This is a genomic window from Hymenobacter duratus (genome assembly GCF_014698995.1).
In the GTDB taxonomy this organism is placed as follows: domain Bacteria; phylum Bacteroidota; class Bacteroidia; order Cytophagales; family Hymenobacteraceae; genus Hymenobacter; species Hymenobacter duratus.
On the sequence record NZ_JACWZZ010000001.1, the window covers coordinates 1,401,911 to 1,428,890 of the forward strand.

26 protein-coding genes and 1 riboswitch are annotated in these 26,980 nt (G+C 60.9%); of the genes, 12 read left to right on the top strand and 14 right to left on the bottom strand.

Annotated features, from left to right (window positions below):
• Positions 1–79 precede the first annotated feature (79 nt).
• The gene (guaB, locus tag IC231_RS05800; RefSeq protein WP_190783573.1) at positions 80–1,552 is read right to left on the bottom strand and encodes an IMP dehydrogenase; all 1,473 of its coding nucleotides are present in this window, start codon (positions 1,550–1,552) and stop codon (positions 80–82) included.
• A gap of 227 nt (positions 1,553–1,779) precedes the next feature.
• Here guaB and IC231_RS05805 point away from each other — a divergent pair, with 227 nt between their 5' ends.
• Both IC231_RS05805 and IC231_RS05810 read left to right on the top strand, forming a co-directional pair.
• Positions 1,780–2,625 (top strand): oxidoreductase, encoded by an 846-nt coding sequence (locus IC231_RS05805; RefSeq protein WP_190783574.1) that lies wholly within the window; start codon positions 1,780–1,782, stop codon positions 2,623–2,625.
• 111 nt (positions 2,626–2,736) lie between these two features.
• Complete coding sequence (locus IC231_RS05810) at positions 2,737–3,576, top strand: FRG domain-containing protein (RefSeq protein ID WP_190783575.1); 840 nt, start codon at positions 2,737–2,739, stop codon at positions 3,574–3,576.
• 8 nt (positions 3,577–3,584) lie between these two features.
• Here IC231_RS05810 and IC231_RS05815 read toward each other — a convergent pair whose 3' ends face one another.
• The 3 genes from IC231_RS05815 to IC231_RS05825 all read right to left on the bottom strand — a co-directional run bounded on the left by IC231_RS05815 (position 3,585) and on the right by IC231_RS05825 (position 7,461).
• Positions 3,585–4,358 (bottom strand): DUF2490 domain-containing protein, encoded by a 774-nt coding sequence (locus IC231_RS05815; RefSeq protein ID WP_190783576.1) that lies wholly within the window; start codon positions 4,356–4,358, stop codon positions 3,585–3,587.
• A 95-nt stretch (positions 4,359–4,453) separates the two neighbouring features.
• Positions 4,454–7,090: an ATP-dependent helicase HrpB gene (hrpB, locus tag IC231_RS05820; RefSeq protein WP_190783577.1), complete on the bottom strand. Its 2,637-nt coding sequence runs from the start codon at positions 7,088–7,090 to the stop codon at positions 4,454–4,456.
• A gap of 47 nt (positions 7,091–7,137) precedes the next feature.
• Positions 7,138–7,461: a rhodanese-like domain-containing protein gene (locus tag IC231_RS05825; protein ID WP_190783578.1), complete on the bottom strand. Its 324-nt coding sequence runs from the start codon at positions 7,459–7,461 to the stop codon at positions 7,138–7,140.
• 113 nt (positions 7,462–7,574) lie between these two features.
• Between IC231_RS05825 and pnuC the strand changes: the two genes are divergently transcribed.
• From pnuC to IC231_RS05845, 4 genes are all read left to right on the top strand, one after another.
• On the top strand, positions 7,575–8,204 hold the full coding sequence (gene pnuC / locus IC231_RS05830; RefSeq protein ID WP_190783579.1) for a nicotinamide riboside transporter PnuC: 630 nt from the start codon (positions 7,575–7,577) through the stop codon (positions 8,202–8,204).
• Between the two features lie 104 nt (positions 8,205–8,308).
• Positions 8,309–8,836 (top strand): AAA family ATPase, encoded by a 528-nt coding sequence (locus IC231_RS05835; protein WP_190783580.1) that lies wholly within the window; start codon positions 8,309–8,311, stop codon positions 8,834–8,836.
• A 98-nt stretch (positions 8,837–8,934) separates the two neighbouring features.
• On the top strand, positions 8,935–9,810 hold the full coding sequence (locus tag IC231_RS05840) for an aldose 1-epimerase family protein (RefSeq protein ID WP_190783581.1): 876 nt from the start codon (positions 8,935–8,937) through the stop codon (positions 9,808–9,810).
• A 2-nt stretch (positions 9,811–9,812) separates the two neighbouring features.
• Positions 9,813–10,229, top strand: coding sequence for a GNAT family N-acetyltransferase (locus IC231_RS05845; RefSeq protein WP_190783582.1), 417 nt, complete (start codon positions 9,813–9,815; stop codon positions 10,227–10,229).
• A 112-nt stretch (positions 10,230–10,341) separates the two neighbouring features.
• Here IC231_RS05845 and IC231_RS05850 read toward each other — a convergent pair whose 3' ends face one another.
• Positions 10,342–10,587, bottom strand: coding sequence for a hypothetical protein (locus tag IC231_RS05850; RefSeq protein WP_190783583.1), 246 nt, complete (start codon positions 10,585–10,587; stop codon positions 10,342–10,344).
• A gap of 198 nt (positions 10,588–10,785) precedes the next feature.
• A riboswitch (TPP riboswitch) is annotated at positions 10,786–10,892 on the top strand.
• Positions 10,893–10,951: 59 nt separating this feature from the next.
• Here IC231_RS05850 and IC231_RS05855 point away from each other — a divergent pair.
• Positions 10,952–13,435 (top strand): TonB-dependent receptor, encoded by a 2,484-nt coding sequence (locus tag IC231_RS05855; protein ID WP_190783584.1) that lies wholly within the window; start codon positions 10,952–10,954, stop codon positions 13,433–13,435.
• A 138-nt stretch (positions 13,436–13,573) separates the two neighbouring features.
• Here IC231_RS05855 and IC231_RS05860 read toward each other — a convergent pair whose 3' ends face one another.
• The gene (locus tag IC231_RS05860; RefSeq protein ID WP_190783585.1) at positions 13,574–15,310 is read right to left on the bottom strand and encodes an APC family permease; all 1,737 of its coding nucleotides are present in this window, start codon (positions 15,308–15,310) and stop codon (positions 13,574–13,576) included.
• 228 nt (positions 15,311–15,538) lie between these two features.
• Between IC231_RS05860 and IC231_RS05865 the strand changes: the two genes are divergently transcribed.
• Positions 15,539–16,771: an acyl-CoA dehydrogenase family protein gene (locus tag IC231_RS05865; protein ID WP_211538876.1), complete on the top strand. Its 1,233-nt coding sequence runs from the start codon at positions 15,539–15,541 to the stop codon at positions 16,769–16,771.
• A 110-nt stretch (positions 16,772–16,881) separates the two neighbouring features.
• On the opposite strand, the gene IC231_RS05870 is transcribed toward IC231_RS05865, so the two are convergent.
• The 6 genes from IC231_RS05870 to IC231_RS05895 form a co-directional block, all read right to left on the bottom strand.
• On the bottom strand, positions 16,882–17,724 hold the full coding sequence (locus tag IC231_RS05870) for a universal stress protein (protein WP_190783586.1): 843 nt from the start codon (positions 17,722–17,724) through the stop codon (positions 16,882–16,884).
• Positions 17,725–17,900: 176 nt separating this feature from the next.
• Complete coding sequence (locus tag IC231_RS05875; protein ID WP_190783587.1) at positions 17,901–18,746, bottom strand: universal stress protein; 846 nt, start codon at positions 18,744–18,746, stop codon at positions 17,901–17,903.
• 32 nt (positions 18,747–18,778) lie between these two features.
• Positions 18,779–19,642, bottom strand: coding sequence for a universal stress protein (locus IC231_RS05880; protein WP_190783588.1), 864 nt, complete (start codon positions 19,640–19,642; stop codon positions 18,779–18,781).
• A gap of 44 nt (positions 19,643–19,686) precedes the next feature.
• The gene (locus IC231_RS05885) at positions 19,687–20,508 is read right to left on the bottom strand and encodes a universal stress protein (protein ID WP_190783589.1); all 822 of its coding nucleotides are present in this window, start codon (positions 20,506–20,508) and stop codon (positions 19,687–19,689) included.
• Positions 20,509–20,535: 27 nt separating this feature from the next.
• Positions 20,536–20,772, bottom strand: coding sequence for a hypothetical protein (locus tag IC231_RS05890; RefSeq protein WP_190783590.1), 237 nt, complete (start codon positions 20,770–20,772; stop codon positions 20,536–20,538).
• A 652-nt stretch (positions 20,773–21,424) separates the two neighbouring features.
• Positions 21,425–21,889 carry a DUF4268 domain-containing protein gene (locus IC231_RS05895; RefSeq protein ID WP_211538878.1) on the bottom strand — a complete coding sequence of 155 codons (465 nt, stop codon included), beginning with the start codon at positions 21,887–21,889 and terminating at the stop codon, positions 21,425–21,427.
• A 151-nt stretch (positions 21,890–22,040) separates the two neighbouring features.
• Here IC231_RS05895 and IC231_RS05900 point away from each other — a divergent pair, with 151 nt between their 5' ends.
• Entirely contained in the window at positions 22,041–22,370 is a 330-nt protein-coding gene (locus tag IC231_RS05900; RefSeq protein WP_190783591.1) for an HIRAN domain-containing protein, read from the top strand.
• A gap of 62 nt (positions 22,371–22,432) precedes the next feature.
• Here the strand turns inward: IC231_RS05900 and IC231_RS05905 are convergent, their stop codons facing one another.
• Positions 22,433–23,392, bottom strand: a complete 960-nt coding sequence (locus IC231_RS05905) for a hypothetical protein (RefSeq protein ID WP_190783592.1) — start codon at positions 23,390–23,392, stop codon at positions 22,433–22,435.
• A gap of 93 nt (positions 23,393–23,485) precedes the next feature.
• Complete coding sequence (locus tag IC231_RS05910) at positions 23,486–24,172, bottom strand: DUF3575 domain-containing protein (protein ID WP_190783593.1); 687 nt, start codon at positions 24,170–24,172, stop codon at positions 23,486–23,488.
• A gap of 223 nt (positions 24,173–24,395) precedes the next feature.
• Between IC231_RS05910 and ruvB the strand changes: the two genes are divergently transcribed.
• From ruvB to queG, 3 genes are all read left to right on the top strand, one after another.
• On the top strand, positions 24,396–25,436 hold the full coding sequence (gene ruvB / locus IC231_RS05915) for a Holliday junction branch migration DNA helicase RuvB (protein WP_190783594.1): 1,041 nt from the start codon (positions 24,396–24,398) through the stop codon (positions 25,434–25,436).
• A gap of 135 nt (positions 25,437–25,571) precedes the next feature.
• Positions 25,572–26,033 carry a hypothetical protein gene (locus IC231_RS05920; RefSeq protein ID WP_190783595.1) on the top strand — a complete coding sequence of 154 codons (462 nt, stop codon included), beginning with the start codon at positions 25,572–25,574 and terminating at the stop codon, positions 26,031–26,033.
• The gene (gene queG / locus IC231_RS05925; protein WP_211538880.1) at positions 26,030–26,965 is read left to right on the top strand and encodes a tRNA epoxyqueuosine(34) reductase QueG; all 936 of its coding nucleotides are present in this window, start codon (positions 26,030–26,032) and stop codon (positions 26,963–26,965) included. Before IC231_RS05920 ends, queG begins: the two co-directional genes overlap by 4 nt.
• The last annotated feature ends 15 nt before the right edge of the window (positions 26,966–26,980 follow it).

Sequence of the window (26,980 nt, forward strand, 5' to 3'; positions counted from 1 at the left end):
AAAACAGCAGCAGCAGAATCCTGGCTGCCGGCCGGCTCTGCTGCTGCTGTTTTTGTTTTGCAGTGTGCTTGCTATCAGCCTACTTGCTGCTGTAGTTGGGCGCTTCCTGCGTAATCTGCACATCGTGGGGGTGCGACTCGCGGAGTCCGGCCCCGGTGATGCGCACGAACCGGGCCGTTTGCAGTACTTCTATAGTAGGGGCCCCACAGTAGCCCATGCCCGCCCGCAGACCGCCCGCCAGCTGAAACAGAACCTCGGAGGCCAAGCCTTTGTAGGCCACGCGGCCCACAATGCCTTCGGGTACCAGCTTTTTCACGTCGTCCTCGGCGTCCTGAAAGTAACGGTCCTTGGAGCCATCTTCCATGGCTTCCACGGAGCCCATGCCGCGGTAGCTCTTGTACTTGCGGCCCTCAAACAGGGTCACTTCGCCGGGCGCTTCCTCGGTGCCGGCCAGCAGGGAGCCTACCATAATGGTAGAAGCCCCGGCGGCCAAGGCTTTCACCACATCGCCCGAAAACTTGATGCCGCCATCGGCAATGAGTGGGACGCCGGTGCCTTCGAGGCCGCGGGCCGCTTCCAGCACCGCCGACAACTGAGGTACGCCAATGCCGGCAATGATACGGGTGGTGCAAATGGAGCCAGGCCCAACACCGACCTTCACGGCGTCAGCGCCGGCGTCGGCGAGGGCGCGGGCCCCTTCGGCGGTGGCTACGTTGCCGGCTATTACTTCGAGGTTTGGATACTGCTGCTTGAGGTTGCGCACGGCATCGAGCACGCCTTTGCTGTGGCCGTGGGCCGTGTCTACGCTCACCACGTCCACACCCGCTTCTACCAGCGCGGCCACGCGGTCCAGCAAATCGGCCGTGACGCCCACGGCGGCGCCTACCCGCAGGCGGCCAAACTCGTCTTTGCAGGCATTGGGCGTGCGGCGGCGCTTCCGGATGTCCTTGTAGGTGATGAGGCCCACGAGGCGGCCGTCGGTATTTACCACCGGCAGCTTCTCTACTTTCGAGTCCTGCAGAATGTCTTCGGCATCGGCCAGCTCGGTGCCGGCTTTGGCCGTTACGAGGGGCATAGCCGTCATCACGTCGGCCACGGAGCGGGTCATGTCCTTCTCAAAGCGCAAGTCGCGGTTGGTGAGGATGCCTTTTAGGCGGCGCTGCTCGTCCACAATCGGAATACCCCCGATGTTGTTGGTGCGCATCAGCTTCTTGGCATCGGCGAGGGTGGCGGTTTCCTCCAGCGTAAACGGGTCGAGGATCATGCCGCTTTCCGAGCGTTTCACGCGGCGCACCAGTTCGGCCTGCGCCCGGATGCTCATGTTCTTATGGATGATGCCGATACCGCCTTCCTGGGCCATGGCAATGGCCATTTCGGCTTCGGTTACGGTGTCCATGGCCGCCGAAACGAAAGGGAGCTTAAGCCGGATGTTGCGGGTGAGCTGGGCGCTCGGGTCGGCGTCGCGGGGCAGTACTTCCGAATAACCGGGTAGTAGCAGGACGTCGTCGTAGGTTAGCGCCTCAAAGGCAATTTTGGCAGCGTAGTCGGCCATGGCAACAAGAAGATTAGGTGCTACTTATTGCCAGACAAAGCTACGGCGGAAAGTTGGGTTCTGTGTTATCGGGCGGTTGTATTTCGGGTTATGATAGAAGAATGGCTGGTTTTCTTCAAACCGAGCAAGGCAAAAACTGATGCCCGCCAAAACCGGAAAGCCGCTTCGAGAGTTACACCTGCCAGCCGCCGGAACTCCGGCCGGTCTTAACCAACCACACCTAGCACATGGCAACCACCAAACATTGGTTTATTACCGGCGTCAGCACCGGTTTTGGCAAAGAACTGGCCGACTACTGCCTTCGCAACGGCGACAAAGTAGCCGCTACCTTCCGCAAGCAGGAGCAAGCCGACGAATTCACGCAGAAGGCTGGCGAAAATGGCCGTGGCTTCGTGGTAGAAGTAACCGACGAAGCGCAGGTGAAGCAGGGCATTGCCGATGCCATCCAGCATTTTGGCCACCTCGACGTCATCGTGAACAATGCCGGCTATGGCTCCTTGGGCAGCATCGAGGAAATTGAGGCCAAAGAAGTGCAACGCCAGTTCGATGTGAACGTGTTCGGGCCGCTGCACGTGCTGCGGGCCGTGCTGCCCCACCTGCGCGAGCGGAAAAGCGGCCACGTGCTCAATATCACCAGCATCGGGGGGCTAAAAACGTTTCCCGGCGTGGGCGTGTACAACGCCAGCAAGTTTGCCCTGGAGGCCATCGGCGAAAGCTTGAGCCAGCAGGTAGCGCCGCTCGGCATCAAAGTCACGAACATCGAGCCCAGCGGCTTCCGCACCGAGTGGGCCGGCAGCTCGGCTACCTACGCCGATACGGCCATTGAGGACTACCGCGCCACCGTGGGCGAAAACCTGAAGGGCATCCAGAGCTACAGCGGCAAGCAGCCCGGCGACCCGCAGCGCGCCGCCAAAATCATGTTCGAGCTGGTGCGTCAGGAAAATCCGCCGCTGCACCTGCCGCTTGGCAAAGCCGCCGTAAAAGGCGCCCGTGAGAAGTTCACCGGGCTGGTAAAAGAGCTGGAACAGGTAGCCGACCTCGGCGACTCCGCCGATTTTCCGACCGGCGAGTAGCCGCCGAAGTAGCTGGAAATACAATGGGCAGTTGCGCTTTATCAGGGCGCGGCTGCCCATTTTGGTATCCTGCCTGTGTATCTTGCCTGCCCACTCAGCTAACCTTTTTCCGTGCCACCTACCTCCAACGATGTCGAAGTAACTTCCTGGGCCGACCTGCAGCAGGCGCTGTTTCAGGATACCTGGGACGGCCGCATCGGCCGGTTTCGCTCGCCGTTCGTGTACCGGGGCCTGCGCTCCGAAAGCTGGCCGCTAACCACCAGCCTGCAGCGCCTCGGCGGCGAGTATCATCTGCTGGAAAACCATTTGCTGCGCAATTTCCGCAAATACGCCCGCGACTTCAGCCAGCCCGGCACGTCGGTGTGGAACTGGCTGGCGCTGGCCCAGCACCACGGCCTGCCCACCCGCATGCTCGACTGGACCTACTCACCTTACGTGGCCCTGCACTTCGCCACCGACGACCTGGAAGCCTACGACCAGCCGGGCGTTATCTGGGCCATCAACTACGTGAAAGCGGCCGAGTTTCTGCCGCCCAGTCTGCGGGAGGCCCTGCGCTCGGAAGGTTCCAACGTGTTTACGCCGGAGCTGCTGGAGCCACTCTGCACCACCCTGCGCGACCTGGAATTGCTGCAGCGGGAGCCGTTTCTGCTGTTTCTGGAGCCGCCTTCCCTTGATGCACGCATTGTGCACCAGTACGCCCTGTTTTCGCTGATCAATACGGCGCAGGACACCCTGCACGAGTGGCTTGAGCAACATCCGGAGCTATATTTTCGCATCATTATTCCGGCAAACCTGAAGTGGGAAGTGCGCGACAAGCTCGACCAGGCGGGTATCACGGAACGGGTGTTGTTTCCGGGGTTAGGAGGCCTGAGCCGCTGGCTGCACCGCCACTACACGCCTACCCCAGGCCAAACCGCTGCCGAACTGCTCGACGACCAGATTTCCGGCTAAAGCGGAGCTTACTCAGTGGCCGGTACCGGCTGTGGATCTGCCTGACGCCGGAAGTCAGGGTTGAAATTCAGTCCAATCTGGAGTGTGTGGTTGTGCTCGAACACGGTGCCGTTGCCCTGCTGCACGAGTTGGTGCAGGTAGCCGACTTCAAGTGAAGTAGCTTTGGAAAACTGGTAGCCAAAGGCCAACGAAGCGCGGTTCTGGTCGAAAAAATTGTTGGCCACGTTCCGACCAAAATTCACGAATACCTCATTGGCGGCAGCCAGATATGGCGTGTGCGGCTGCAGCTGGCCCGTGCCGTTGAGCGGCAGCATCAGGCGCAGTTGGTAGCGGGTGCGGTTGAGATAGGTAAACTGGTCGTTGCCGGGGCGGCGCAACCAGCGCTGCTCCTGCCGGTAGCGGTGCGACACCTGCACCCGGCCTATGGCATCGCGCAACAGCACCTGCTGGTAGAGGCGGTGCTCAGGAAAGCGGCTGGCTGCCGGATATTCGCCGTACGGGTGCGTAAGGGCAAAAGCGTAGCCGCCCGTCAGCATCAGGCGAGGGCCCGCATAGTAGTTGAGGCCTGCCCGCACAAAGTCCTGCTGCGAGCCGGCCAGCACCTCACTGCGTCGCCACTGCGCCTCGGTGTGCACGCCCCAGCGCTCCGAGAGGCGTGCGTCGCTGAAGTACATCAGCCAAGTGTGAGCGTTGTGGTCGTTGACGCGAGCCGGCGTGGTTTGGGCCTGTACTCCTGAAATGGCAGCAAGAAGTAGAGCGGTGGTGGCAGGAAGGAAGCGCAAAAGCAAAAACTGTGGGTGGTAATCGGCCTATGTTACGCTAATGTTACCAAGGCGGTTCCTAGCAAACGAAAAGCATAGCTGAATGCCTGCAAAGTCTAGGATTGGCCGGCTTCGAAGCGCTTCTTGGTGAGCTTGGTTGGGATGGCCGAGAGCGGGTCGTCGGGCCAGGGGTGCTTGGGGTAGCGCCCGCGCAGGTCTTTGCGCACCTCAAAATAGCCGTGTTGCCAGAAGCTGCGCAGGTCCCGCGTGACCTGGGCCGGCCGGCCACCCGGTGAGAGTAAGTGCATCGTCAGCGGCACCCGCCCCTGCGCAACACGCGGCGTATCGAGCAGGCCAAACACTTCCTGCAGCTTCACGGCCAATACCGGCGCCGCGGCATCAGAATAGTCCAGCGCAACGCGCGAACCGCTGGGAACTTCGAGGTGAGAAGGGGCGAGGCGGTCCAGCTCCTGGCGCTGGCTCCAGCCGCCGGGCAGCCGCTGCAGCAGCAGCTCGGGCCAGTCGAGCCGGCTCACTTCCTGCAGACTTTTCAGGCCCGCGAGGTGCGGCTCCAGCCAGTCTTCCAGCTCCATCAGCAGCGCCTCATCCGACACATCGGGCCAGGTATCTGGGAACTGCTGGTGCAGAAACGCCAGCCGCTCCCGCAGGGCGGTTCCGGCCTCGCTCCAGGGCAGCCGCGCAATGCCTTCGGTGCGCAGTGCCTCTAGCAGCGCCGCAGCTACCAGCGCCGGCGCGGGTTGAGGCAGGGCTGCATCAGAAAGAACCAAGGCGCCCAATCGGCGGCGGCGGCGGGCCAGCACGCGGCCCGTAGCGGCATCCCAGCGCACTTCGTCTGTGGCTTCAATCTGCTCCTTGAATAATTCTTCCAGCTCCGTCCGGCTTACGGGGGCGGCCAGCGCAGCGCGGAGCTGGTGCGGTGGCCCATCGAGGTAAGCAACGGCCAGAAACTGGTCGTCGCGGCCAAAGTGCTCGGCGGGCAGGGCCACGCGCTGGCCGGTGGCCAGGCGCACCCGGTCAGCGGTTTCGCGCTGCGCCACCCGGTCGGGATAGGCGAGGGCCGTCAGCAGACCGGCCGCATCGGCATCAGCAGAAGTAGCATTTTCCCGGATTCCGGCGCGCTGACGCAAGTTGCGGGCGGCGTCTCGGACGCGGTGCAGAATGTGGTGCTGCACCAGCAGGCCCGGCAAGGGCGCCCGGCCGTTGGCAATGGCTTCGAACCGGAGCCGCAGGTCGGGCGGGGTGGGGTGGGCATCGGCGGCCCGCAGCACGTCGCGCTCCGAAAGCAGCGCCGCCAGCGCGGCGGCGGCCGGGCCGTGGCCTAGCTCGTGCCCACGCACTACCAAGTGGCCAAGGCGCGGCGCTAGCCCCAGCCGTGCCAGCGCCCGGCCATGCGGTGTAGGCTTTTGGGACAGTGATGAGCTGATGGAGGAATGAGGGGCTGAAGCAGTGGGAGGTGCGCCGGGCGTTTCACTATTCACTCCATCACGATTCCCCTCATCGCTAACAACTGCTCCTAGGCGGCGCAACAGGTCGTTGGCGAGGGCCAGGGCAGGAGCGGGCGGCGCATCGAGCCAGCGTAAACTTTGCGGAGCAGCGCCCCACAAGGCCAGCTCCAGAGCCAGGCTGCTGAGGTCGGCGGTGAGGATTTCGGGCGGTAGGTAGGCCGGTAGCGCGTCGTGCTCGGTGGTGGTCCAGAGGCGGTAGCAGGTGCCGGGGCCGAGGCGGCCGGCGCGGCCCCGGCGCTGGTCGGCGGCGGCCTGACTGACAGGTACGGTTTCGAGGGTGCTGAAGCCGGTGCGGGCCTGAAAGCGCGGCACCCGCGCAAAACCACCGTCAATCACCACTTTCACGCCTGCAATGGTGAGGCTGGTTTCGGCAATGGCGGTGCTGAGCACAATTTTGCGCTGCCCAGCCGGCACGGGGCGCAACGCGGCATCCTGCTCGGCCAGCGGCAGCTCGCCATGCAGCAAGTGCAGGTGCACCTCATTGGATAAAGTCGATTCCAACTTTTCCGCCACGCGGCGCAGGTCGGCGAGACCAGGCAGGAATACCAGCAGGTCGCCGTCGGGGTGCTGGCGTAGGGCTTCGCGCACGGCCGTGGGCACCAGCGTCGCCAGCCGCTCGGTGGGACGAGAGCCGCCGGCCGCTGCCTGGCGCGGGTTCAGATAGTGCGTCTCCACTGGAAACAGAAAGCCGGCGCTGCTCACCACCGGAGCCTGCAGCCAGGTGCCCATCCGTTCGGCTTCCAGCGTGGCACTCATCACCAGAATGCGCAACTCGGGCCGCAGCACGGCCTGCGCATCGAGGGCCAGCGCCAACCCCAGGTCGGCGCGGAGGCTACGCTCATGAAACTCATCGAAAATAACGGCCGCCACACCTTCAAGCGCCGGGTCGTCCTGGATCAGGCGCGTCAGGATACCTTCCGTAATGACTTCGATGCGGGTGCGGTCCGATACTTTGCTTTCCAGCCGCACGCGGTAGCCTACGGTTTCTCCCACCGGCTCGCCCAGCAGCTTGGCCAAGCGAGTAGCGGCGGCGCGGGCGGCCAGCTGGCGCGGCTCCAGCATCAGGATTTTGCCGCCCGCGCGCCACGCGGCATCCAGCAGCGCCAGCGGTACCACGGTGGTTTTGCCGGCCCCGGGCGGCGCCTGCAAAACCACCCGCTCGTGGGCAGCCAGGGCCGTGAGCAGGCCGGGGAGGGCGGCAACTATCGGGAGGTAGGGGAATTTCATGGGCAAGCAGGTTTCTCGCTGAGAGAGTGAGCTTCGGCGAGAAAGAATCAATAAACCGCCACCGCCGGGTCTACGCGCAGACTCCAGGCGTGAATGCCGCCGCGCAGATTCAGCAGGTTGGTCAATTCGTGGCGGTGCTGCAGGTAGGCTAGCGCCTGCATGGAGCGCACGCCGTGGTGGCAGATGAGCACTACCGGCCGGTCGTCGGCTACCTCGTCGGCGCGGCGGGCCAGCTCGCCCAGCGGAATCAACTCACTACCCTCGATGCGGCAGTAAGCGTATTCTTCCGGCTGCCGCACGTCCACGAGCTGGATATTTTCGCCGCTCTGAAGGCGGGAATGCAGTTGTTCGGGCGTGAGTTCGGGCAGCATACGACGTGAGAAGGCAGATGAAAGGCAAAATTAGGCGCTAGCTCGTTAGCTTTGGCCGTAGTTTGCGCTGACTGGGGTTCAGTAACAGATATTTCGCCTTTTCGCCTTCCGCTTTGCTGCATTCGTTCTACGAGTTCTGGACCGCCGCCGTCGGCAACACGCCGCTGGAATGGGTGGCCGTGCTGACCGGCTTTGCCTGCGTATGGCTGGCCGCCCGCGAGTCGTTGTGGAACTTTCCGGTGGCCATTTTCAGCTGCGCCCTCTACATCGTGGTGTACTATGGTGCCGGCTTGTATTCTGATTCGCTGCTGCAGATCATGTTCATCGTGCTTAGCCTGTACGGCTGGTACGAGTGGCTGTATGGCGGGCGCAGCAAAACCGAACTGCCGGTGTCGCGCACGCGGCGTTGGGAATGGGTGGCCTGCGCGGTATTCATTGTCGCCTTCACCGTCGGTTTCGGCTACTATCTGGAGCACCACACCGATGCCACGCTGCCGCACTGGGACAGTTTCACGACGGCCGGCAGCCTGGCCGCGCAGTTTCTGCTGATGCGCAAGCGCCTGGAAAACTGGTGGCTCTGGATTGTGGTGGACCTGCTCTACGTGCCAATTCTCTGGTACAAGCAGCTGTACCCGACCAGCGGCCTGTATGCGCTGTACCTGGGGCTGGCCGTGTACGGCTACCTGGAGTGGCGGAAATCCATGAGGAAGGAGCAGGTGGCAATGAGCATAAACAGTAAATAGTCAGCCATGAAACACTCTCCTGATTCCCTCGTGTGCTGGCGCAGCTCTTCCACCCGCTTTACCGCATTTAGTGCTCATTCCTCCTTGTTCACTGCTCCTTGAAAATGCTGCGTGTTGCCCTCACCGGCCCCGAATCGACGGGCAAAACCACCCTCAGCCGCCAGCTGGCCGCGCACTACAACACCAGCTGGGCGCCCGAATACGCCCGCACCTATCTGGAGCAGCACGGCCCTAAATACACCCTCGACGACCTCGAAACCATAGCGCACGGCCAGCTGCGGGCTGAAGCCGAAGCCGAAATTCAGGCTATTCAGATGGACCGGCCGGTGTTTTTCTGCGACACGGATCTGCTGGTGATAAAAATCTGGTCGGAGCACGCGTTCGGCCATTGCCCCGACTGGATTCTGGAGCAGATTGAGCAGCAGCACTACGATTTGGTATTGCTGCTGAACGTGGATCTGCCTTGGGAACCGGACCCGTTGCGCGAACATCCGCACCTGCGCCAGCAGTTTTTCCGGCTCTATCAGCACACGCTGCAGGAGCAGTTGTCGCACTTCGCCGAAATAAGCGGCCCACCGGCCCGGCGCCTGGAGCAGGCCTGCTACCACGTGGATGAGCTGCTGCTGGAATAAGCGGAACGGCGACCTATAGCGAACGGGTTGCCGTATAAGCGACCCACATTGTCTCTACCTTCCTAGCACCGGCTCACCGTCGGCGTTTCTTCCTATTTATGACGTATACCCTCGAAAACGAGCTGTGCCGCATGCAGGTGCAGGCCCACGGTGCCGAGCTGAGCAGCTTCGTCCGCAAAGACCTCAACAACCTGGAGTATATCTGGGAAGCCGACCCGGCCGTGTGGGGCCGCCATGCGCCGGTGCTGTTCCCGATAGTGGGCCGCCTGCCCAACGATACCTACACCCACCAGGGCCAGAGCTACCGCCTTACCCAGCACGGTTTCGCCCGCGACCAGGAATTCACGTTGCTGCGCCAGACCGCCGCCGAGTTGGTACTGGAGTTGCGCGCCACCGAGGCTACCCGCGCCCTGTTTCCCTTCGGGTTCAGCCTCGTGGTTTCGTACCGGCTGGCGGGGCCGCAACTCACCATAGGCTGGGAAGTGCACAACACCGGCACCGGCGAGCTGCTGTTCAGCATCGGGGCACATCCGGCGTTTCGCTGCCCGCTGCAGGAAGGCGAGACGTTTGAGGACTACGAATTCGTGTTCGACCACCCCGTGACAGCGGAGCAGCACTTGCTGGAAGGCGGCCTGCTCACCGGCGAAACCGAGCCGCTGCTCACTCAGCAAACTACGCTGCCGCTCAGCTATAAGCTCTTCGAGCGGGATGCGCTGGTGCTGAAGCACTTCGATTTCACGCACGTCACGCTGCGCAGCCGCCGTTCCGGCCGGGCCGTACGCCTGCGGTTTGATGGGTTTCCCTTTCTTGGCCTCTGGACCAAAGGCGAAGGAGCCCAGTTCGTGTGCATCGAGCCCTGGCACGGCATTGCCGGCTCCACCAGCGACACGGGCGAACTGGCCGACAAGGAAGGTATTCTGGCGCTGGAGCCGGGCCAGGAGTTTGCAACGTCCTACAGCATCACGGTAGAGTAGCCATGCCCGCTCTGCCCGCAATCTGGGCCATAGCGCCCAGCCACACCTATCTGCTGCGCCACGAAGTGCTATGGCCCAATATGCCGCTGGACTACGTGAAGCTGGAAAATGACGCCGAAGGCTACCATTATGGCGCCTTCCAGGACGACCAGTTGGTATCGGTAATTTCCCTTTTCATAGAAGGCGAAGAAGCCCGCTTCCGCAAGTTTGCCACCGACCCGGCCTACCAGCGCCAGGGAATTGGCAGCGCCTTGCTGCGGTACGTACTAGCCGAAGCGCGCCGCCTGGGGGCCCGCCGCCTCTGGTGCGACGCCCGCCAGGACAGTGCTGCTTTCTACGCCCGTTTCGGGATGCAGCCGGAAGGTGAGGTATTCTACAAGGGCCTCATTGCCTATGTGCGCATGGCCCGCACCTTATAGCCAGTGAATCAGGCTCGCAACAGCACTTGTGGCGGGCCCTTTCGCTGTATCAGCCATGAGACACAGTGGGGCGGGCCGGAAGGTGTGGTTATACCTAAAAATGCTGTATCGGTTACAGCAGCATGGGCTCGGTGGGGCGCACAGGCGTGCGGGGCCGGCGGTTATAGTCCGGTTCCCAGTCGTTGATGGGACGCGTGATGCCGGGCGGCAGGTCCAGGTCGGGCAGGCCATCATCGAGCGGCTCGCCCCCGTCGTCGTCGTTGTCAGGCTGGGGTGGGGAAGGGAAGCGGCGCCGCGGAATCACTACGAAATACACGGCAATAGCCAGAAGCAGGAGCAGGTAGACGAGGGGAGTCATGGCCGGGAGAGCTGAAAGACAAACGAACGGAGTAATCCGACGGCAACCAGATAACTAACGGAGCCGGTACCGTCGTTGTTTTGATAAAAATACGGCTGCCAGCTAGTGTAGTAGAGTTCTAAGTTAGCTGATAATCAACCGAAAGTAAAGTGGTTTGACCACGGGCTTGCAAGTAGCAGTTTGCGGTCTACCTTTGCGGCAGAAGTTTAGGGGTGCCCCAGGCCGGGAGTGGCAGGGGGCTGAGATCATACCCATTGAACCTGCCCGGGTAATGCCGGCGAAGGGAACAAACGATCCGCGAGCGACAAGCCGAAGGCACCGACCCCTGGTGTCCGGTCCGTTCCACTTTTTCTTTTTCAAACCCTTGAAAAATTTCCTGGTTTCCGGGGCTGCGCTGTTGGTGCTGCCTCTCTCGGCATGGGCGCAAGGCCCCGTGTCCGGGACGATTACGGATGCCCGCACCGGCACGGCGCTGCCTGGCGCTACCGTGTACCTGGATGGAGCCGCCAGCGCCGCCACCGATGCGGCAGGCTCCTTCTCGATTTTGGCGGTACCCGTTGGCCGGCACGAACTGCGCATCACATTTGTGGGCTATGAGCCGCTGGTGCGGCCGGTGCAGGGCCAGCCCGCGGCGCAGCAACTGAACCACGTACTCCGGCCCGGCGGCGTGCTCACCGGCGAGGCCCTCGTGACGGCCTCCCGTGCTAACAACCGCACCGCCACTGCCTACACCAACTTAGGGAAAGAGGATCTGGCCAAGCGCAACTTCGGGCAGGATTTGCCTTACCTGCTCGACCAGACGCCTTCGGTGGTGGTGAATTCGGATGCCGGGGCGGGCGTGGGCTACACCGATATCCGCATTCGGGGCACGAGCAACACGGGCATTAACATGACCATCAACGGCGTGCCGCTCAACGATGCCGAGTCGCACGGCTCATTTCTGGTGAATCTGCCCGATCTGGCTTCTTCCGTAAGCAGCCTGCAGGTGCAACGCGGCGTGGGCACCAGCCAGAACGGCGGCGCGGCGTTCGGGGCCAGCATCAACATCAGCACCCTGGACAGCCGCCCCGAGGCTTACGGCGAAACCCAGAACAGCGTCGGCTCCTTCAACACCTGGAAAAACAACGTGCAGTTCGGGACCGGGCTGCTGAACGGGCACTTCACGGTGGACGGCCGCCTCTCGCGCATCAGCACCGATGGCTACATGAACCGCGCTTCATCGGATCTGAAGTCGTACTACTTCGCGGCGGGCTACCAGGCCAAGAGCACGCTGCTCAAGTTCATCACCTTCTCGGGCCGCGAGAAAACCTACCAGGCCTGGAACGGCGTGCCCGAGCCGGCTCTTACCGGCGACCAGGCCCAGCTCCAGAACTACATCGCCAACGGCGAGCTGAGCGAGGCCGATGCCGAGCGGGTGCGCCGCGAAGGCCGCCGCTACAGCTACTACACCTACGACAACCAGACCGACAACTACCAGCAAAACCACTACCAGCTGCACCTCTCGCAAGGCCTCGGCGACGACTGGAACATCGGGGCAGCGCTGCACCTCACGCGCGGCTTCGGCTACTACGAAAGCTACCGGGCCCGCCGCAAATTCGTGGATTACGGTCTGCAGAACGTGATAATCGGCGGCGACACGCTCACGCGCACCAACCTGATTGACCGGAAATGGCTGGACAACTATTTCTATGGCGGCACCTTCGCGCTGAACTACCAGCCCAAAGACGACGACCGGTTTCAGGCCACGCTGGGCGGCGCCTGGAACCGGTTTGAGAATGACCACTACGGCGAAGTTATCTGGGCGCAGTATGCCTCCAACGGCAACATCCGGCAGCGCTACTACTTCAACCGGGCCACCAAAACCGACCACAACGTATACCTGCGTTTCGTGTGGCAGGTACTGCCCCGCCTGGGCCTGTACACTGATGCACAGGTGCGCCGCATTGCCTACCGGATTGATGGCGTGGAGGATGATCAGAACGACGTGACGACCCGCGCCAACTATCTGTTTGATAACCCCAAAGCCGGCGTCACCTTCACGCTGCGCGAAGGCCAGCAGCTCTACGCCAGCTATGCCGTGGGCCAGCGCGAGCCGGTGCGCGCCGACTTCACGGACCGCCCGGCCGGTGACAAGAGCGCCAAATCCGAGCGCCTCGAGGACTTTGAAGGCGGCTACCGCCTCACCCGCACCGACCTCAGTCTTTTGGGGCCGCGTACAGCCGTGCGCTTCGAAGCTAACGGGTTCTACATGAACTACCGCAACCAGCTGGTAGCTACCGGCCAGTTGAATGACGTGGGCACTCCGCTGCGCACCAACGTAGCGCGCAGCTACCGCCGGGGCGTGGAGCTGACCGGCTTCATTTCCGCTGATGACAAAATCAGCCTGAGCAGCACCCTGACGCTGAGCCGCAACCGGATTCTGAACTACCGCGACGTGACGTATGATGCCGATTATAACCCTGTGGTGGGGGAGGCGCGCACGTCTGCCATTTCCTACTCGCCCAATACCGTGTCGGCGCACACGCTGGAAGGGCAGCCGCTACAAGGGCTGCGCGTGGCACTGCTCTACAAAACCGTCAGCCGCCAATACCTCGACAACTCCGAGAACATAGCACGCAGCATCAAGGCCTATCAAGTCCTCGATTTCCGGGTGCGCTACAGCATCAAGCCGCAGTTTGTGAAGGAAATTGAGCTGGGCCTGCTGGTCAACAACGTGCTCAACCGCGAGTACGTGGCCAACGGCTACACCTACAGCTACCCCGGCGCCAGCGGCGGCCTTGACACCTTCAACTGGTTTTTCCCGCAGGCCACCCGCAACTTCCTGGCTTCAGTGGGCGTGAAGTTTTAACCCGCGGATTCAGACGATTATCCGTCTTTGCAACGTGCGAGTGGATAAAAGAAGAGAATCAAAAAGGGCTGCCAATCGGCAGCCCTTTTTGATTTTTAATCGTCAACAAAATCCGACTAATCTGCAAAATCCGCGTTCTTATATAATAAGCCGCACGCCGCCCAGTTCGGAAATCTGGTAAGGAAACCTGTCGCCGGGAGAGCCGATGAACATGAAGTTTTTCGGGATGTTCCACTCTCTGGAAAGCCGGTCAATCAACTCGGGGCCGAAGTGGCCATCCAGCGTCACGAAGTCCACCTCAATCTGCTCGTAGGCGCGGTCCAGCACCCGGATATCGGTCAGCAGGTCTTCGGGATACACTTCGCCTTCCTTCAGCAGCGTCACGATTTTCAGGCGGTTCGTCGATTCGTTTTCCACCACATAGGCCATCACCTTGTTCAGGTTCGAGACATTGTCGCCTTTCGTGAAAAATACGAATTCCTGCCGGTGCAGCTCCCGCAACTGGCGTTTGATGTTAAGCTGCGTGAGGCGCGAAACCCGGGGCGAGTGCCGGGCAAACGTTTCGGCTGCGTGCAGGACCAGATTGAAGATGGCTGTGCGGTTGAGCATCGCCGACACGATGAGCATGGCCGGAATGAAGTACTGCAAGAACACAATCAGGTAGTCGGGCCGGATGCGGATGTTGCCGTAGAGGGCCGTAAGCACGCCCAGCAGCGCCAACGACACCGTGAGAATGCCTGCATACACAGGGCGCGGCAGCTTGGGCCGCTTGCTCTTGAGCAGGAAGTTGCCGAGGGCAAAAAAGGCCATTACCGACAAAAACGAAATAGTATACACGCCCGCCAGCGGCCCCAGCTCCCCGTTGGTAATCAGCAGCACCGAGATGCACAGCAGGAAAAAAGTAATCAGAATCAGGTAGTTGCTGCCGCGCTTGTTTTCCTTCAGGAAGAATTGGGGCAGAATCCGGTCCAGGGTCATGCGTTTCATCAGGCCGCTCACGCCCACGAAGCTCGTCAGCACGGCCCCGCTGAGCACGGCCACGGCATCTACGGAAATAAGCGTGGCCAGCCAGGGGCCGCCAGTAGTCTTGCCCAGGTGCGAAAGTAGAGTTTCAGTATGCTGGCCCACTTCCACCAGTGGCAGCGCCGCAATAGCCAGAAATGCCAGCAGCGGATTGAACACCGTCACGACCACCCACATGTTGCGCAGCGTCTTCTGAAACACGCCGCGGGCCTGCTCTTCCACGAAGTTGGCAGAGCTTTCGAAGCCCGAAATACCCAGCATAGCCGCACTGAAACCCAGAAACAGGGCCGTCGTCAGGCTGGTTTTCAGGGGCATGTGCCAGTTGGCCAGCAGCGTGTCGGTGCCGTGCGTGAACAGGTACCACACCGTGACGCCTACCAGCAGCGTGAGTGAGAACAGGTGCAGCAGGAAAATAACCACCGCCACCACCGCCGACTCCGAAATACCCAGAATGGTGAGCAGCAGAAAGAAGCCCAGCAGCAGCATGGTAGCCGGAATGATGGGCAGCCCGTGCCAGAGCGTGTGTAGGTAGTGCATAGCCTCCGACGCCGAAATAACGGCCGTGGCCATGTACGACAGGATAGTGAGGCAGGCCGCCACCGCCGCGTTGCGTTTGCTGGTGGTGTTGAGCAGTACGTTGTAGGCGCCGCCATTGAGCGGCAGCGCGCCTACCACTTCGCCATAGATGCGCCGGAACAGGTACAGCACCGCGCCCACTACCAGCAGCGCCACCCAGGCATACTGCCCGGCATACGCAATGGCCAGCGCCGACACATACAGGCACGACGAAGAAATGTCGTTGCCGCAAATGGAAGTGGCCTCCAGTTCGTTTAGTTTTTTCTCGTGGCTCATGGTGGGGTAAGGCAGGCAGGGAAGGAGCAGATGCGGTATCTACGAAGGAAGTCTGTTCTTGAATGACCCGCTGCTCAAAATACCGGCGCACGGCAATTCGCCGGTTGGCCAGCGGCCCACAAAGCAGGTGCATACCTGCTGCGCACTGCCTGAACCATGGGCCGCAACTACCTGTTTCGCATTCTGAAACTACTATCTTTGAATCTGATTCCCACCCAACAACTTACCATGTCTTCGCAAGCTGACGTTCTCTCGCCCAAGGCCAAAGCCGCCAACCACCACGGTTCTACCAACGCCGCCGGCTTCACCGATTACTTCGACCTCGACGGCCTGCTCACCGAAGAGCACAAGCTCATCCGTCAGAGCATCCGCGACTTCGTGAAGAAGGAAATCAGCCCCAACATTGAGAAGTGGGCCCAGAACAATCATTTTCCCTCCGAAATCGTCAAGAAATTCGGTGATGTAGGTGCGTTCGGCCCGACTATTCCTACCGAGTACGGCGGCGGCGGCCTCGACTACATCAGCTACGGCCTGATTATGCAGGAAATTGAGCGCGGCGACTCCGGCATGCGCTCCACCGCCTCGGTGCAGGGCTCCCTGGTGATGTACCCCATCTACGCCTACGGCTCGGAGGAGCAGCGCAAGAAATACCTGCCCAAGCTGGCCTCCGGCGAGTGGCTCGGCTGCTTCGGCCTCACGGAGCCCGACCATGGTTCGAACCCTGGTGGCATGACCACCACCATCAAGGACATGGGCGACTACTACCTGCTCAACGGCGCCAAGCTCTGGATCAGTAACTCGCCCCAGAGCCAGGTAGCGGTGGTGTGGGCCAAAAATGATGAAGGCCGCATCCGCGGCGTCATCGTGGAAAAAGGCATGGAAGGCTTTACGGCCCCCGAAATCCATAACAAGTGGAGCCTGCGCGCCAGCATCACCGGCGAGCTGGTGTTCGACAACGTGAAAGTGCCCAAGGAAAACCTGCTGCCCAACGTGGAAGGCCTCAAAGGCCCGCTCGGTTGCCTCGACTCGGCCCGCTACGGCATTGCCTGGGGTGCCATTGGCGTGGCTATCGACTGCTACGAGTCGGCCCTGAAATACTCGCTGGAGCGGGAGCAGTTCGGCAAGCCGATTGCCGGTTTCCAGCTGCAGCAGAAGAAGCTGGCCGAAATGATAACGGAAATCACCAAGGCCCAGCTGATGGTGTGGCGCCTGGGCGTACTCAAAAACGAAGGTAAAGCCACCAGCGCCCAGATTTCGATGGCCAAGCGCAACTCTGTGGAAATGGCGCTGCACATTGCCCGCGAAGCCCGCCAGATTCACGGCGGCATGGGCATCACGGGCGAGTATCCCATCATGCGCCACATGATGAACCTGGAGTCGGTCATCACCTACGAAGGTACCCACGATATCCACCTGCTCATCACGGGTGCGGATATCACCGGCATTCAGGCGTTCAAGTAAACTTAAATTCAGATCAGTAAAACGGCCGCCCTGCAATCAGGGCGGCCGTTTTTGGTTTTGGGGTGGCAATGAGTACGCGGAGAAGAAGGCTACGCGGCACGCAGGAGTAGCTAGTCGGCCTCGTCCGGCTGGGCAGGGAGCAGCAGCAGTGGCACCGGGCTGCGCTCCAGCAGACGCGCCGTGACGCTCTGGTGAAACAGCTCGGAGAGGTAGCTGCGCTGGCGGGCCATTAGCAATACCATATCGGCCTGCGTGTCACGGATGGCGTCGAGGAGGCCGGCGGCGTAGTCGGTTTGCTCGTAGCCACGCAATTCGGGTACGGGCAAGCCCTCGGTGAGGCCGCTGGCCTGCACGGCCCGGAGGGCGGCCCCGCAGCCGGCATCATCCTCGATGCCGGACACGTGTGCTACCACGATGGTGGTGCCCAGGGTAGTGAGCAGGCGGCGCAGGGCGCGGGCAGCCGGGGTCAGCTGAAACGGTTCCTGGTCGGCGGCAACTACAAAATGGTGAGGCAGCCCCGTGGGACGCGTGGTAGCCGGCACCAGCAGCAGCGGATATTGTCCGGCCCGAAGCAGCTCGGCGCAGTTGGCTGCAAGGTCGGTGGCAGTGGGGTGCCCGGGCTCGGGGTAGCCCAGCACGAAGAGCACGGGTCCATAGCGGGCGGCCAGGTCCTGCGCCACGGCGGGCAGCAGATCGGTGGTTATTTCGATGGCTGCGGGGGTGCGCAGGGTTTCGGCCTGGCGGTAGAGGGCGGCGGCCGTGTCGGTCTGGCGGTCCAGCTCTTCCTGGCGGTATGCCTCGCCCACCAACTCATACGGATCAAAAACTGACACCCGGTTGACGTGCAGCAGCACCAGCCGGGCATCCAGAGCCTGCGCCAGCATATCGGCGTAGTGCGCGGCGTGGCGGGCGGCAGGGTAGAAACCGGAAAGAGCAATGAGGGTGGGCGACATAACAGCAAAGAAACAAATCGGCGGGAAAGCAGAATGCAGTGCACGGGGCCAGCAGTAGCGGCGGGGAGCTGCCGTATCAGCCTGATTCCGGACTGCGCAATGCCGGCGCGGCGCCGGAAAGCGTGGTAAAAGGGTAAGCGCAACGCGCCACTAGGAAGCGCCGCGCTGAGCAGGTGCTATTCGGCGCCGGAGTCGAGGTGGGCGGCCAGCAGCAGCACGGGTACCTGCGTGTGGCGCAGAATGTATTCCGTAACGCTGCCGTGGAAGAGTTTGTGCAGCCAGCCGTGGCCTTGGTCGAGGAGGGCTATCAGGTCGGCTTCTACTTCATCCACGCCCTGCAGAATGCCGGAGGCCGGTAGCTCCCGTATCACCTTGTGCAGGCTGCAACGGGGCATGGCACTGGTAAGGCCGCACTGCTGGGCTGCCTGCAGGCCCCGCCAGCCTCCAGACCGTTTTTCGTACGGAAGAACGCAAACCGCCAGTATCTCGGTGCCAATCTCATCAAGCAGCGGCGCTATGGCACGGGCGTGGGTTTTCAGGCGGAACGGCTGGTCTTCTATCGCCAGCGCAAGACGGCGCGGTGGCTGCAGAGCATCCGCAGGCAAATGCTCAGGTACCAGCAGCAGCGGATACCCGGTACTGTGGGCCAACGGCAAAGCGCGGTTGCTCAGCCATTCATCCAGCAGGTTGTCGGTGGCGGTGAGGCCGGCAACAAGGACCAAGGGGTGGTACTGAGCCAGAGCCTGCTCCACGGCGTTCTGCCAAGTAGTTTCAAGCACTTCGGCGGTGGCCGGCTGCGGCATTGCGGCGGCCAGCTTCTCCAGCGACTGACGGGTTTCCTGCACGTAGCGGCTGTCGGGTACGGGCAGCGTGGTGCCAAAATCGAGCGGTATTGCCTGCGGATAGTACACGTGCACCAGATGTACTTCGGCCTGGAGCGGCACGGCCAGGGCGGCCGCATAGACCCGTGCCCGCTCAGCAGCCGGCGAAAAATCAGTCAGAACAACCAGATTCGGTTTCATCGCACAACGGTTTGTAACGGGAGAAGAACAAGTCAGGACATGGCCGGCATCCAGCCGGGTACCGCTGGTGCATGGGCGGGCAGCAGCAGCACCGGAATGCGGCAGTGGCGCAGCACTTCCATCGTGACACTGTGGTGAAAGAACCGGCCCATAAAGCTGCGAGGCCGGGCAACAAGGAGGAGCAGGTCGGCCTGCGTGTCTTCGAGGGCCTGCAGCACGCCGGCCGCCGGCCGCACTTCCCGTTCCTGGTAAAGCTCCAGCCGGGTGGCGGCCGGCAGCAGCTTGCTCTGGCGGACGTTGGTCAGGGCACGCTGGCCCGCAAAGGCCTCCTGCTCTTTTGGTGCGGCCACGTGCACCACCGTGTAGGCCGCCTGCCAGCTGGCCAGCAGCGGAGCCAGTGCCTGGCTGGCCCTGTTCGGGGAGAATGACTCGGCATCTACGGCCAGCGCTACGCGGCGTGGTACCTGCGGCACCGGTCCGCGCTCCGGCACCAGCAGCAGTGGGTAGCCCGTGGCACGGAGTACGGGGAGCATCTGGTTGTGCAGCAGTCTGTCCAGCAAATCATGCTCCTGGCTGAGGCCCATGCCCAGCAGCAGCGGATGATAATGCTGCAGGGCCGCCTGCACGGCTTCGCGCAGGGTATCGGCTGATGTTGTTACCTCGGTTGGCAGGGCTAGCCGTTGGGCCATTGCCTGCAGGGACGCGTTGGTTTCGGCCTGCGTACGGTAGGCTCCCGCCGTGGTGATGACAACCAGCTCCGGATCCAGCAGCGGGTCGTGGTAGAGGTGCAACAGCACCAAGCGCAGCTGTAGCGGCAGCCCCAGCACGGCGGCCATCTGCGCGGCCCGTTCCGCCGCTGCCGACAGGTTGGTGAGCATTAAAATGGCCTGATTCATAGCGAAAGCGGAAACAGTGTGGACAAGAAGCAGCGCGGGGCGGGCTAGTCTTCGGCGGGTAGCAACAGCACCGGGATAGGACTCTCCTGTAGCAGTTGGGCCGTGATGCTGCGGTGGAACAAGCTGCCCAGCAGACTGTGGCGGCGGGCTATTACCACCAGCATATCGCCTTCGAGCCGAGCAGCTTCCTGCAGCACGCCGCCCACAATGGTGGGCTGGTACAGGTTGTGCAGGGCAGTAGCTGGCAGCGGGTCTACCAGGTCGTTGGCACGAATGCTGTCGAGGATGGCTCCGGCGCTGGTTGGCGTGTGCTCGTCGTCGGTGACATGAATCACTTCGATGCTGCCCTGCGTGGACCGCAGCAGCTGGCGTAGCACATCATGGTGCGGAAAGAGCTGAAACGGCTGCCCATCCACGGCGAGTAGCAGGCGGCGCGGCGGAAAAGTATCCCAGCCAACCGTAGGCACTATCAGCAGGGGATAAGGCGCGTGACGCAGCAGGTCCATGGCCGTACTTACCACTACTTCTTCGGGGGTAGTGGCCGAGCCGGGCCGGCCCAGCACCAGCAGCAGCGGCTCGTGGCGGCGCACGGCCTCGGCCACGGCATCCGGCAGATATTGCTCCGACACGTCTACTTCGGCCGGTACGGGCTGCCGGGCGGCCAAATCCAGCAGGGCGTGGTCGGTACGCTGCTCGCCGCGCGGGGTATGACGGCTGGCGTATTCAGCGGGAGAGAGCAGGCCGTCGTGGCGCACATGCAGCAGCACTAGGTGCGCGTGCAGCGGCATTGCCAAACCAGCCGCATAGGAAAGTGCACGGTTCGAAACGGCGAAGAAATCAGTCAGAACAACCAGCGAAGGACTCATGGCAAGCAGGAAAAAACAGTAAATGGATTACTCGGGCAGAAGCAGGGCCGTGGCGGCGGCAAAGCGGCGGTAAGACGGACCCCGAACCAGTTCATCGGCCGACAGTGACGATGTCTGCATGTCCCACGTATCGAGGGCCAGCAGCTGGTCGGCTTCCTGCGCGGCTCGCCGGGTGTCGCTGCTCACCGATAAGGCTGAAACAGCAGCGCCCAGTCCGTCATAATGGGGCAGGCCCAACGAGAATTTGTGGTTTTGGCTTTTCATAGCGGCGGGAGCAGAGCATGTTTTTCCTAGGAAGCAGGCCGGCCGGTACCGTGGCGGTAGGCACTGGCCACTGCCAGCGTCGTGAGCAGAAGCACCGAGAACATCAGGAGGGGAATAGCCATGGGAATGAGGAAGTGGAGGTGTTCGGAAAGCGCGTTGAGTAGCTAACTCCTTCAAAATTCACGATTTACAGGCACCCATGGTGTGACGGGCATCAGGCCGGAAGATGATATTAGTCATGCCGGCGGTGCGTGGCGCAGCCTGCGAAAGCCTTATCCGGGCCGGGCCGTCCGGGGCAGGGCTGAGGTGCCGCGCGGTACGTGGTGCAGTGCGTATTCTGCTGATCAGCAAGGGTAAAGAGCTGGCCTCTGGCCCCACGCAAGGCTGCCTCGATGCGAGGCCAGCAGTAGTATAAGGCAGCCCACCCGAATGGCGGTGAGCCTATAGGAACGCCGGACGAGGCTGTTGGAAGCCGCCGGTACCGGTGCCCGGTGGCAGGCTATGCACCGCAAAGCCACGGGCAAGCCCGCCCCGGCTATGATGCACCGTGAGCACACCTGCTAAAGGATAATAAATATACTTATTATTAAATATAAAAAACAGCCAATACTATGGCATAGCGGTGGCCCGGCCTACGGCTGGCCGATACGGGTTATCGTAGCGCATCGAAAGCATACTGGGCATTGCTCCAGAACTCATCCAGCGCCATCAGGCGGGGCTTGAAGAAGGAAATCAGGGCGGGCCAGTCGTCGCGGCTGAACAGGTTGACGGGCGTCAGCTCGGTGAAAATGCGGCTCAGGGGCTGGCCGTTGGTATCCACGGCGTCGGCTTCCCAGCGCCAGGTTTCGCCCAGAGTTTCGTGCAACAGCGTCTTCAGTTCCAGAAACTGCTCGAAAAACAACTCCCGCACGCCCACGTCAGGGTGGGTAAGCTCGATGCTGATGGTGGCGCGGCGGCCATCGGCCTGCATCCGAAAGTAGACATGCTTGAGGCCGGTTTTATAGTTTATCCAGTTCGTCGGAACGCCCTCGGCCGAAGGCACCGGGGCCATATACTGTCCGAATGTCGTCCAGAACGCCTGACGTAGCTGGGTTACTTCTGTTTTGCTATACATCATGCAAAAATACGGCCCGCAGGCTATGTAGCCGCAGAAAGCTGCTGCCGCTGCCTGCAGGCAGCAGCAGAGCGAGCGGATTTCCGGCTGCGGGCGGTGGTAAGCTGGGCGTCGGCGTGTTATGTTTACGCCTCCACTACTATTTCCACATGCTATGGCCGATGCCTCCGCCCTTGTTCTGCTCGAATGCCTGGTAGCGGGCACTACGCACCGCGCCGGCCTGCGCGAATACGAGCCGCAACTGAAGCCCGGCCAGCTGCTGGCCCTCCAGCGGGAAGCCGACAGCGCCTACGACGACTGGGCTGTGCAGGTGCACACCGCCAGCCCCGATGCCATGTGGCTGGGCTACTTACCCGAAGGCCGCAACGAAACCATTGCCCGGCTGCTGGATGCGGGCTTTCCTCTCTCGGCCCGCCTTACACACAAAGCATGGGAAGATGACTGGCTGCACCTGGAAATAGAAGTGCTGCTGCCAACGAACTAAAGAGAGGGGGAGGTCGTGGCAAAAAACGCCGCTACCTCGACGGCCAGCTACTAATCCGTTGGCTAAAGCGCATCGGCGAGGGCCAGCACCTGCTGCCGGGCCTGCTGTAGCGCGGGCTCCTGCGGAAACGTGTACTGTACCCAACGGGTAAATCCGCTTACTATTTCCCCTACGGCCTGCCGTCCGCTGGGCTCTGCTGCGCCTGCCGAGGCAGGCCGCTCATCGGTGGGTACCGTGGGAAATACGCTGCCCAGCCCCACCTTCTCCAGCACCTCCGACACGAACACCATGCCGCATACCTGCATGGCTTGGTACAATTGTACCAGCTCCGGCATCGTCACCGCAAAGTCTTGGGCTGGCTCCAACGTTCCCAGGCGCTCTATCATGGGCTCTAGCGCGGCCGGCCGCAGGGCTGCCAGCTCTGCCACCGCCTGCAGAAACGGGTGCTCACCAGCTTCGGGCAGAGAGTGTACCAGCAGCAAAGCCAGCCGCATCATCTGCAGCTGCGGCTCGGTAAACCGGATGGTAGCGGCGGTTGGCTCAGGGCCTGGATGCAGCGCTATATATTGCCCAAACGCTTCCTCTACCTGCAGCCGGTGCAGCCCCAGGCTGGGTGTAGGCAGATGTTCTTCCAATAGCGCCAGAAAGGCCCCACTCAGCTCCAGGCAATAGGTTTTCAATTGCTGTAGCTGAGCCGTATCAATGCGCATCTGCTGCTGCACGTAGCGCAAAACAGGGGCTGCCAGACTGGTTTCGAGGCTGAGCCGACCCAGCAGCATCAGATTGTAGAGGTGGTGTGGCTGCTGCTCCAGCGTGTGCAGCAGCTGGTTGTGGTCGGCAATGGCATTCAGCTCCGCCACGCGCATGGTGTTCAGGCCTGTAAGAGACATCAGGTGCAGCAGCTGCGCTTCCTGCGGGCGGCTCAGCAATTCGGCGCAGGCCATACCATGCAGGCTCAGGCAATGCGCCAGCTGGTCGTATAAGTCGGCAGGAATGGTATGCAGCCAGTCGTTGGAGGGCATGGGCGAAAAAAGGGGATAAGCGGAAAAGCAGCTTGTGCAAAGAAACAGCATTTCGGTTGTACCACTTTCAACGCCCGCATGGCGGATGGAGCTTTACCGCAGCAGCGTGTAGCCCACGCGCAGCGCCGCGGCCGGCGCTATGCGCGTGCTGCGGCCGGGGTCAGGCGTGGCGGCCAGAAAGTTCTGGTTGGGCGCGTCAAAAAGCGGATCTGCCGTACGCTCATTCCGCGTTTGGTAGCGTACCTCGCGCTGCCGGATTCCCAAGCCTAGCGCCATATCCAGCCACAACCGCTGCCCTAGCCGCTGCATAAGGCCTGCTTTCAGGGCCACTCCGCGTACTTCCCGCTCAATGTGCGCCCCGTCATACGCCCGCCGCTCGTCACCTCGCTCGTAGGTGCCACTCTTCAGGTCGTAGCTCTGCGGCACATAAAAGGCTTCTGCCGCGCCGTACCACTGCTGCCGCTCCGAGCGGGGAATGTAGTAGCGGCCTTCCAGCTTGAATTTCTGGTAGCGAAGGTTGTCCTTGTTCTGGTTCCAGTAGAAGAGCTGCAGCGGCACAAACCGAAACCCATAGTCGAGCTCCAGGCCAATACGCGGCACCGGCCGAAACTCCAGGCCCAGCATCAGGGCGCTGGTGCTGGGGTCGAAAAGAGTAAGAGGGGCTGTTTTAAGCAGAAGCCGGTCGGGATGCAGCTGCCGGAGCGGCTGCTGAGTTGCCACCTGAGCGTAGGCTGCGGAAGTAAGGCCCAAGCCAGCTATGAACAGAAAAAAAGAACGCATTAGCACCAGGCTTTTCGGAGTAGTACGGCGGCATTAGGCCGGCAGCCAAATATATCAGTTTGGGCGCGTTAGGCTACTCGCTCACCGATTTTACCAGCCAAAAAACTCGATTTGCTATTTATATTAGCAATATAGGTAACTGGCGTTATTTTTTTGCTAAAAATGGGACAATCTGCCCGGTGCAGGTGTTACCTTGCTGCTACCAACTTATTCCCTCCGCACTATGCGCGAACCGTTTCTGACCGGCGGCAACGACCACATGGACGCTACCGAAAAAGACATTGACAAAGCACTACGTCCTCTTTCCTTCGATGATTTCGCGGGACAGGACAAAGTAGTCGAGAACCTGAAAGTATTTGTGGCGGCGGCCAAGCAGCGAGGTGATGCCTTGGACCATGTATTGTTGCATGGCCCTCCGGGCCTGGGCAAAACTACCCTTTCACACATCATCGCCAACGAGCTGCAGTCGGGCATCAAGATGACCAGCGGCCCGGTGCTGGACAAGCCTTCCGACCTGGCCGGCCTGCTCACCAACCTGGAGCCGCACGACGTGCTGTTCATCGACGAAATCCACCGCCTGAACCCCGTGGTAGAGGAATATCTCTATTCGGCCATGGAGGATTACCGCATCGACATCATGCTTGATTCGGGTCCGAATGCGCGGTCGGTGCAGATTTCGTTATCGCCGTTCACGCTGATCGGGGCCACCACCCGCTCGGGTATGCTTACCTCGCCGCTGCGGGCGCGTTTCGGCATCAGTTCCCGCCTTGAGTACTACGATTCCAAGCTGCTGACCAGCATCGTGCAGCGCTCTTCCGAAATTCTGGGCACCCCGATTTATGAGGATGCGGCCTACGAAATTGCGCGTCGCTCGCGCGGAACGCCCCGTATTGCCAACAACCTGCTGCGCCGCACCCGCGACTTCGCCCAAATCAAAGGCGACGGCACCATTACGGTAGATATTGCCCAGTTTGCCCTCAATGCCCTGGATGTGGACGCCCGCGGCCTCGACGACATGGACAAGCGCATCCTGAGCACCATCATCGACAAGTTCAAAGGTGGACCGGTGGGCATCAGCACCATTGCCACGGCCTGCGGCGAAGAGGGCGAAACCATTGAGGAAGTGTACGAGCCATTCCTGATTCAGGAAGGCTACATCAAGCGTACCAGCCGCGGCCGCGAAGCCACCGAGCACGCTTACCTGCACTTGGGCCGCACTATGCCGCAGCATCTGCGCGGCAACACGGGCGAGCTGTTCAGCTAGTCTAAAACCTATTTAAGAGTACAAGCTGCGGAAAGAGCCTACATTGAGGTTCCTTTCCGCAGTTTGAGTTTTTACTATTTATCCTAAAGTAAGATGGCTTCCATAAAGATATTCTGCTGTCTGTTGTGCTGTATAATGACATTCTTCGCTTCAATATTATCTGCAGAGGCATGCCAATGTAAGGGTTTGAAGAAATTGAGAAAAGCAGAATTGTTGAATGCAGAATCAGTATTTATTGGTAGAGTTATTTCCGTTGATAGTGCAGATAGTTGGAACAGGGTAGTAGTGCTTGAAGTAATAGATAATTTGAAAAAAGACGGTAGAAAGAAGATGTCTATATTGACTGGTGGTGGTATGGGTGACTGTGGTCTGCCTATAAAGGCAGGGCAGGAGTGGTATATTTTCACTCAGACTATTGAAGGGAAAGTGGCTGCTACAATATGTGGTAGAAGTATGCTGCTGAATGATTCTCTTGCCTCAATAAGCAATATGCATGGATATGATAATTTCTTATTCGAAAAATATTCCGATAACGTGCGTAGAGTCGCAGAAGAAATAAAATATATAAGAAGAAAATATTCAACAACTGTTTTATGATGCTCCCAACCGCTCATTACACTGCCTTTATCAAGCGCCGCGCAGCGGAATTGGGCTTTATGTATTGCGGCATTTCAGAGGCAGGTTTTCTGGAAGAAGAAGCGCCGCGCCTCGAAAACTGGCTGAACAAGAATATGCACGGCCAGATGGGCTACATGGCCAACCACTTCGATAAGCGCCTTGACCCGCGCCTGCTCGTAGACGGTGCCAAGTCTGTTATTTCGCTGCTCCTGAACTACTATCCGTCCGAGGAAGCCCAGCAGCACGACGACACGCTCAAAATATCCAAGTACGCCTACGGCCGCGACTACCACTTCGTCATTAAGGACAAGCTGAAAACGCTGCTGGCCGACATGCAGGCAGAAATCGGGGAAATAGGGGGGCGCTGCTTCGTGGACTCGGCGCCGGTGCTGGACAAGGCCTGGGCCCGCAAAAGCGGTGCGGGCTGGGTAGGCAAAAACTCCAACCTGATTACGCCGGGTGTGGGCTCGTTCTACTTCATTGCCGAGCTGATTGTGGATGTACCGCTCGACTATGACGGCCCTATCAAGGATTACTGCGGCACCTGCACCAAGTGCCTGGACGCCTGCCCTACGCAGGCCATAACCGAGCCCTATGTAGTGGACGGCAGCAAGTGTATCAGCTACTTCACCATCGAGCTGAAAGACCAGATTCCGCGGGAGGTTGAGGGCAAATTCGGCAACTGGGTGTTCGGCTGCGACATCTGCCAGGATGTATGCCCGTGGAACCGCTTCTCAAAGCCCCACCAAGAGCCGCAATTCAACCCGCATCCTGGTTTAAAGGACATGAGTGCATCTGACTGGCAGGAAATCACGCACGAACTGTTTTCGGAGCTGTTTCGGCAGTCGGCGGTAAAGCGTACCGGCTATACGGGGCTCATGCGCAACATCCGCTTCGTGACGGAGCAGTAGCCCACCCGAGTATCC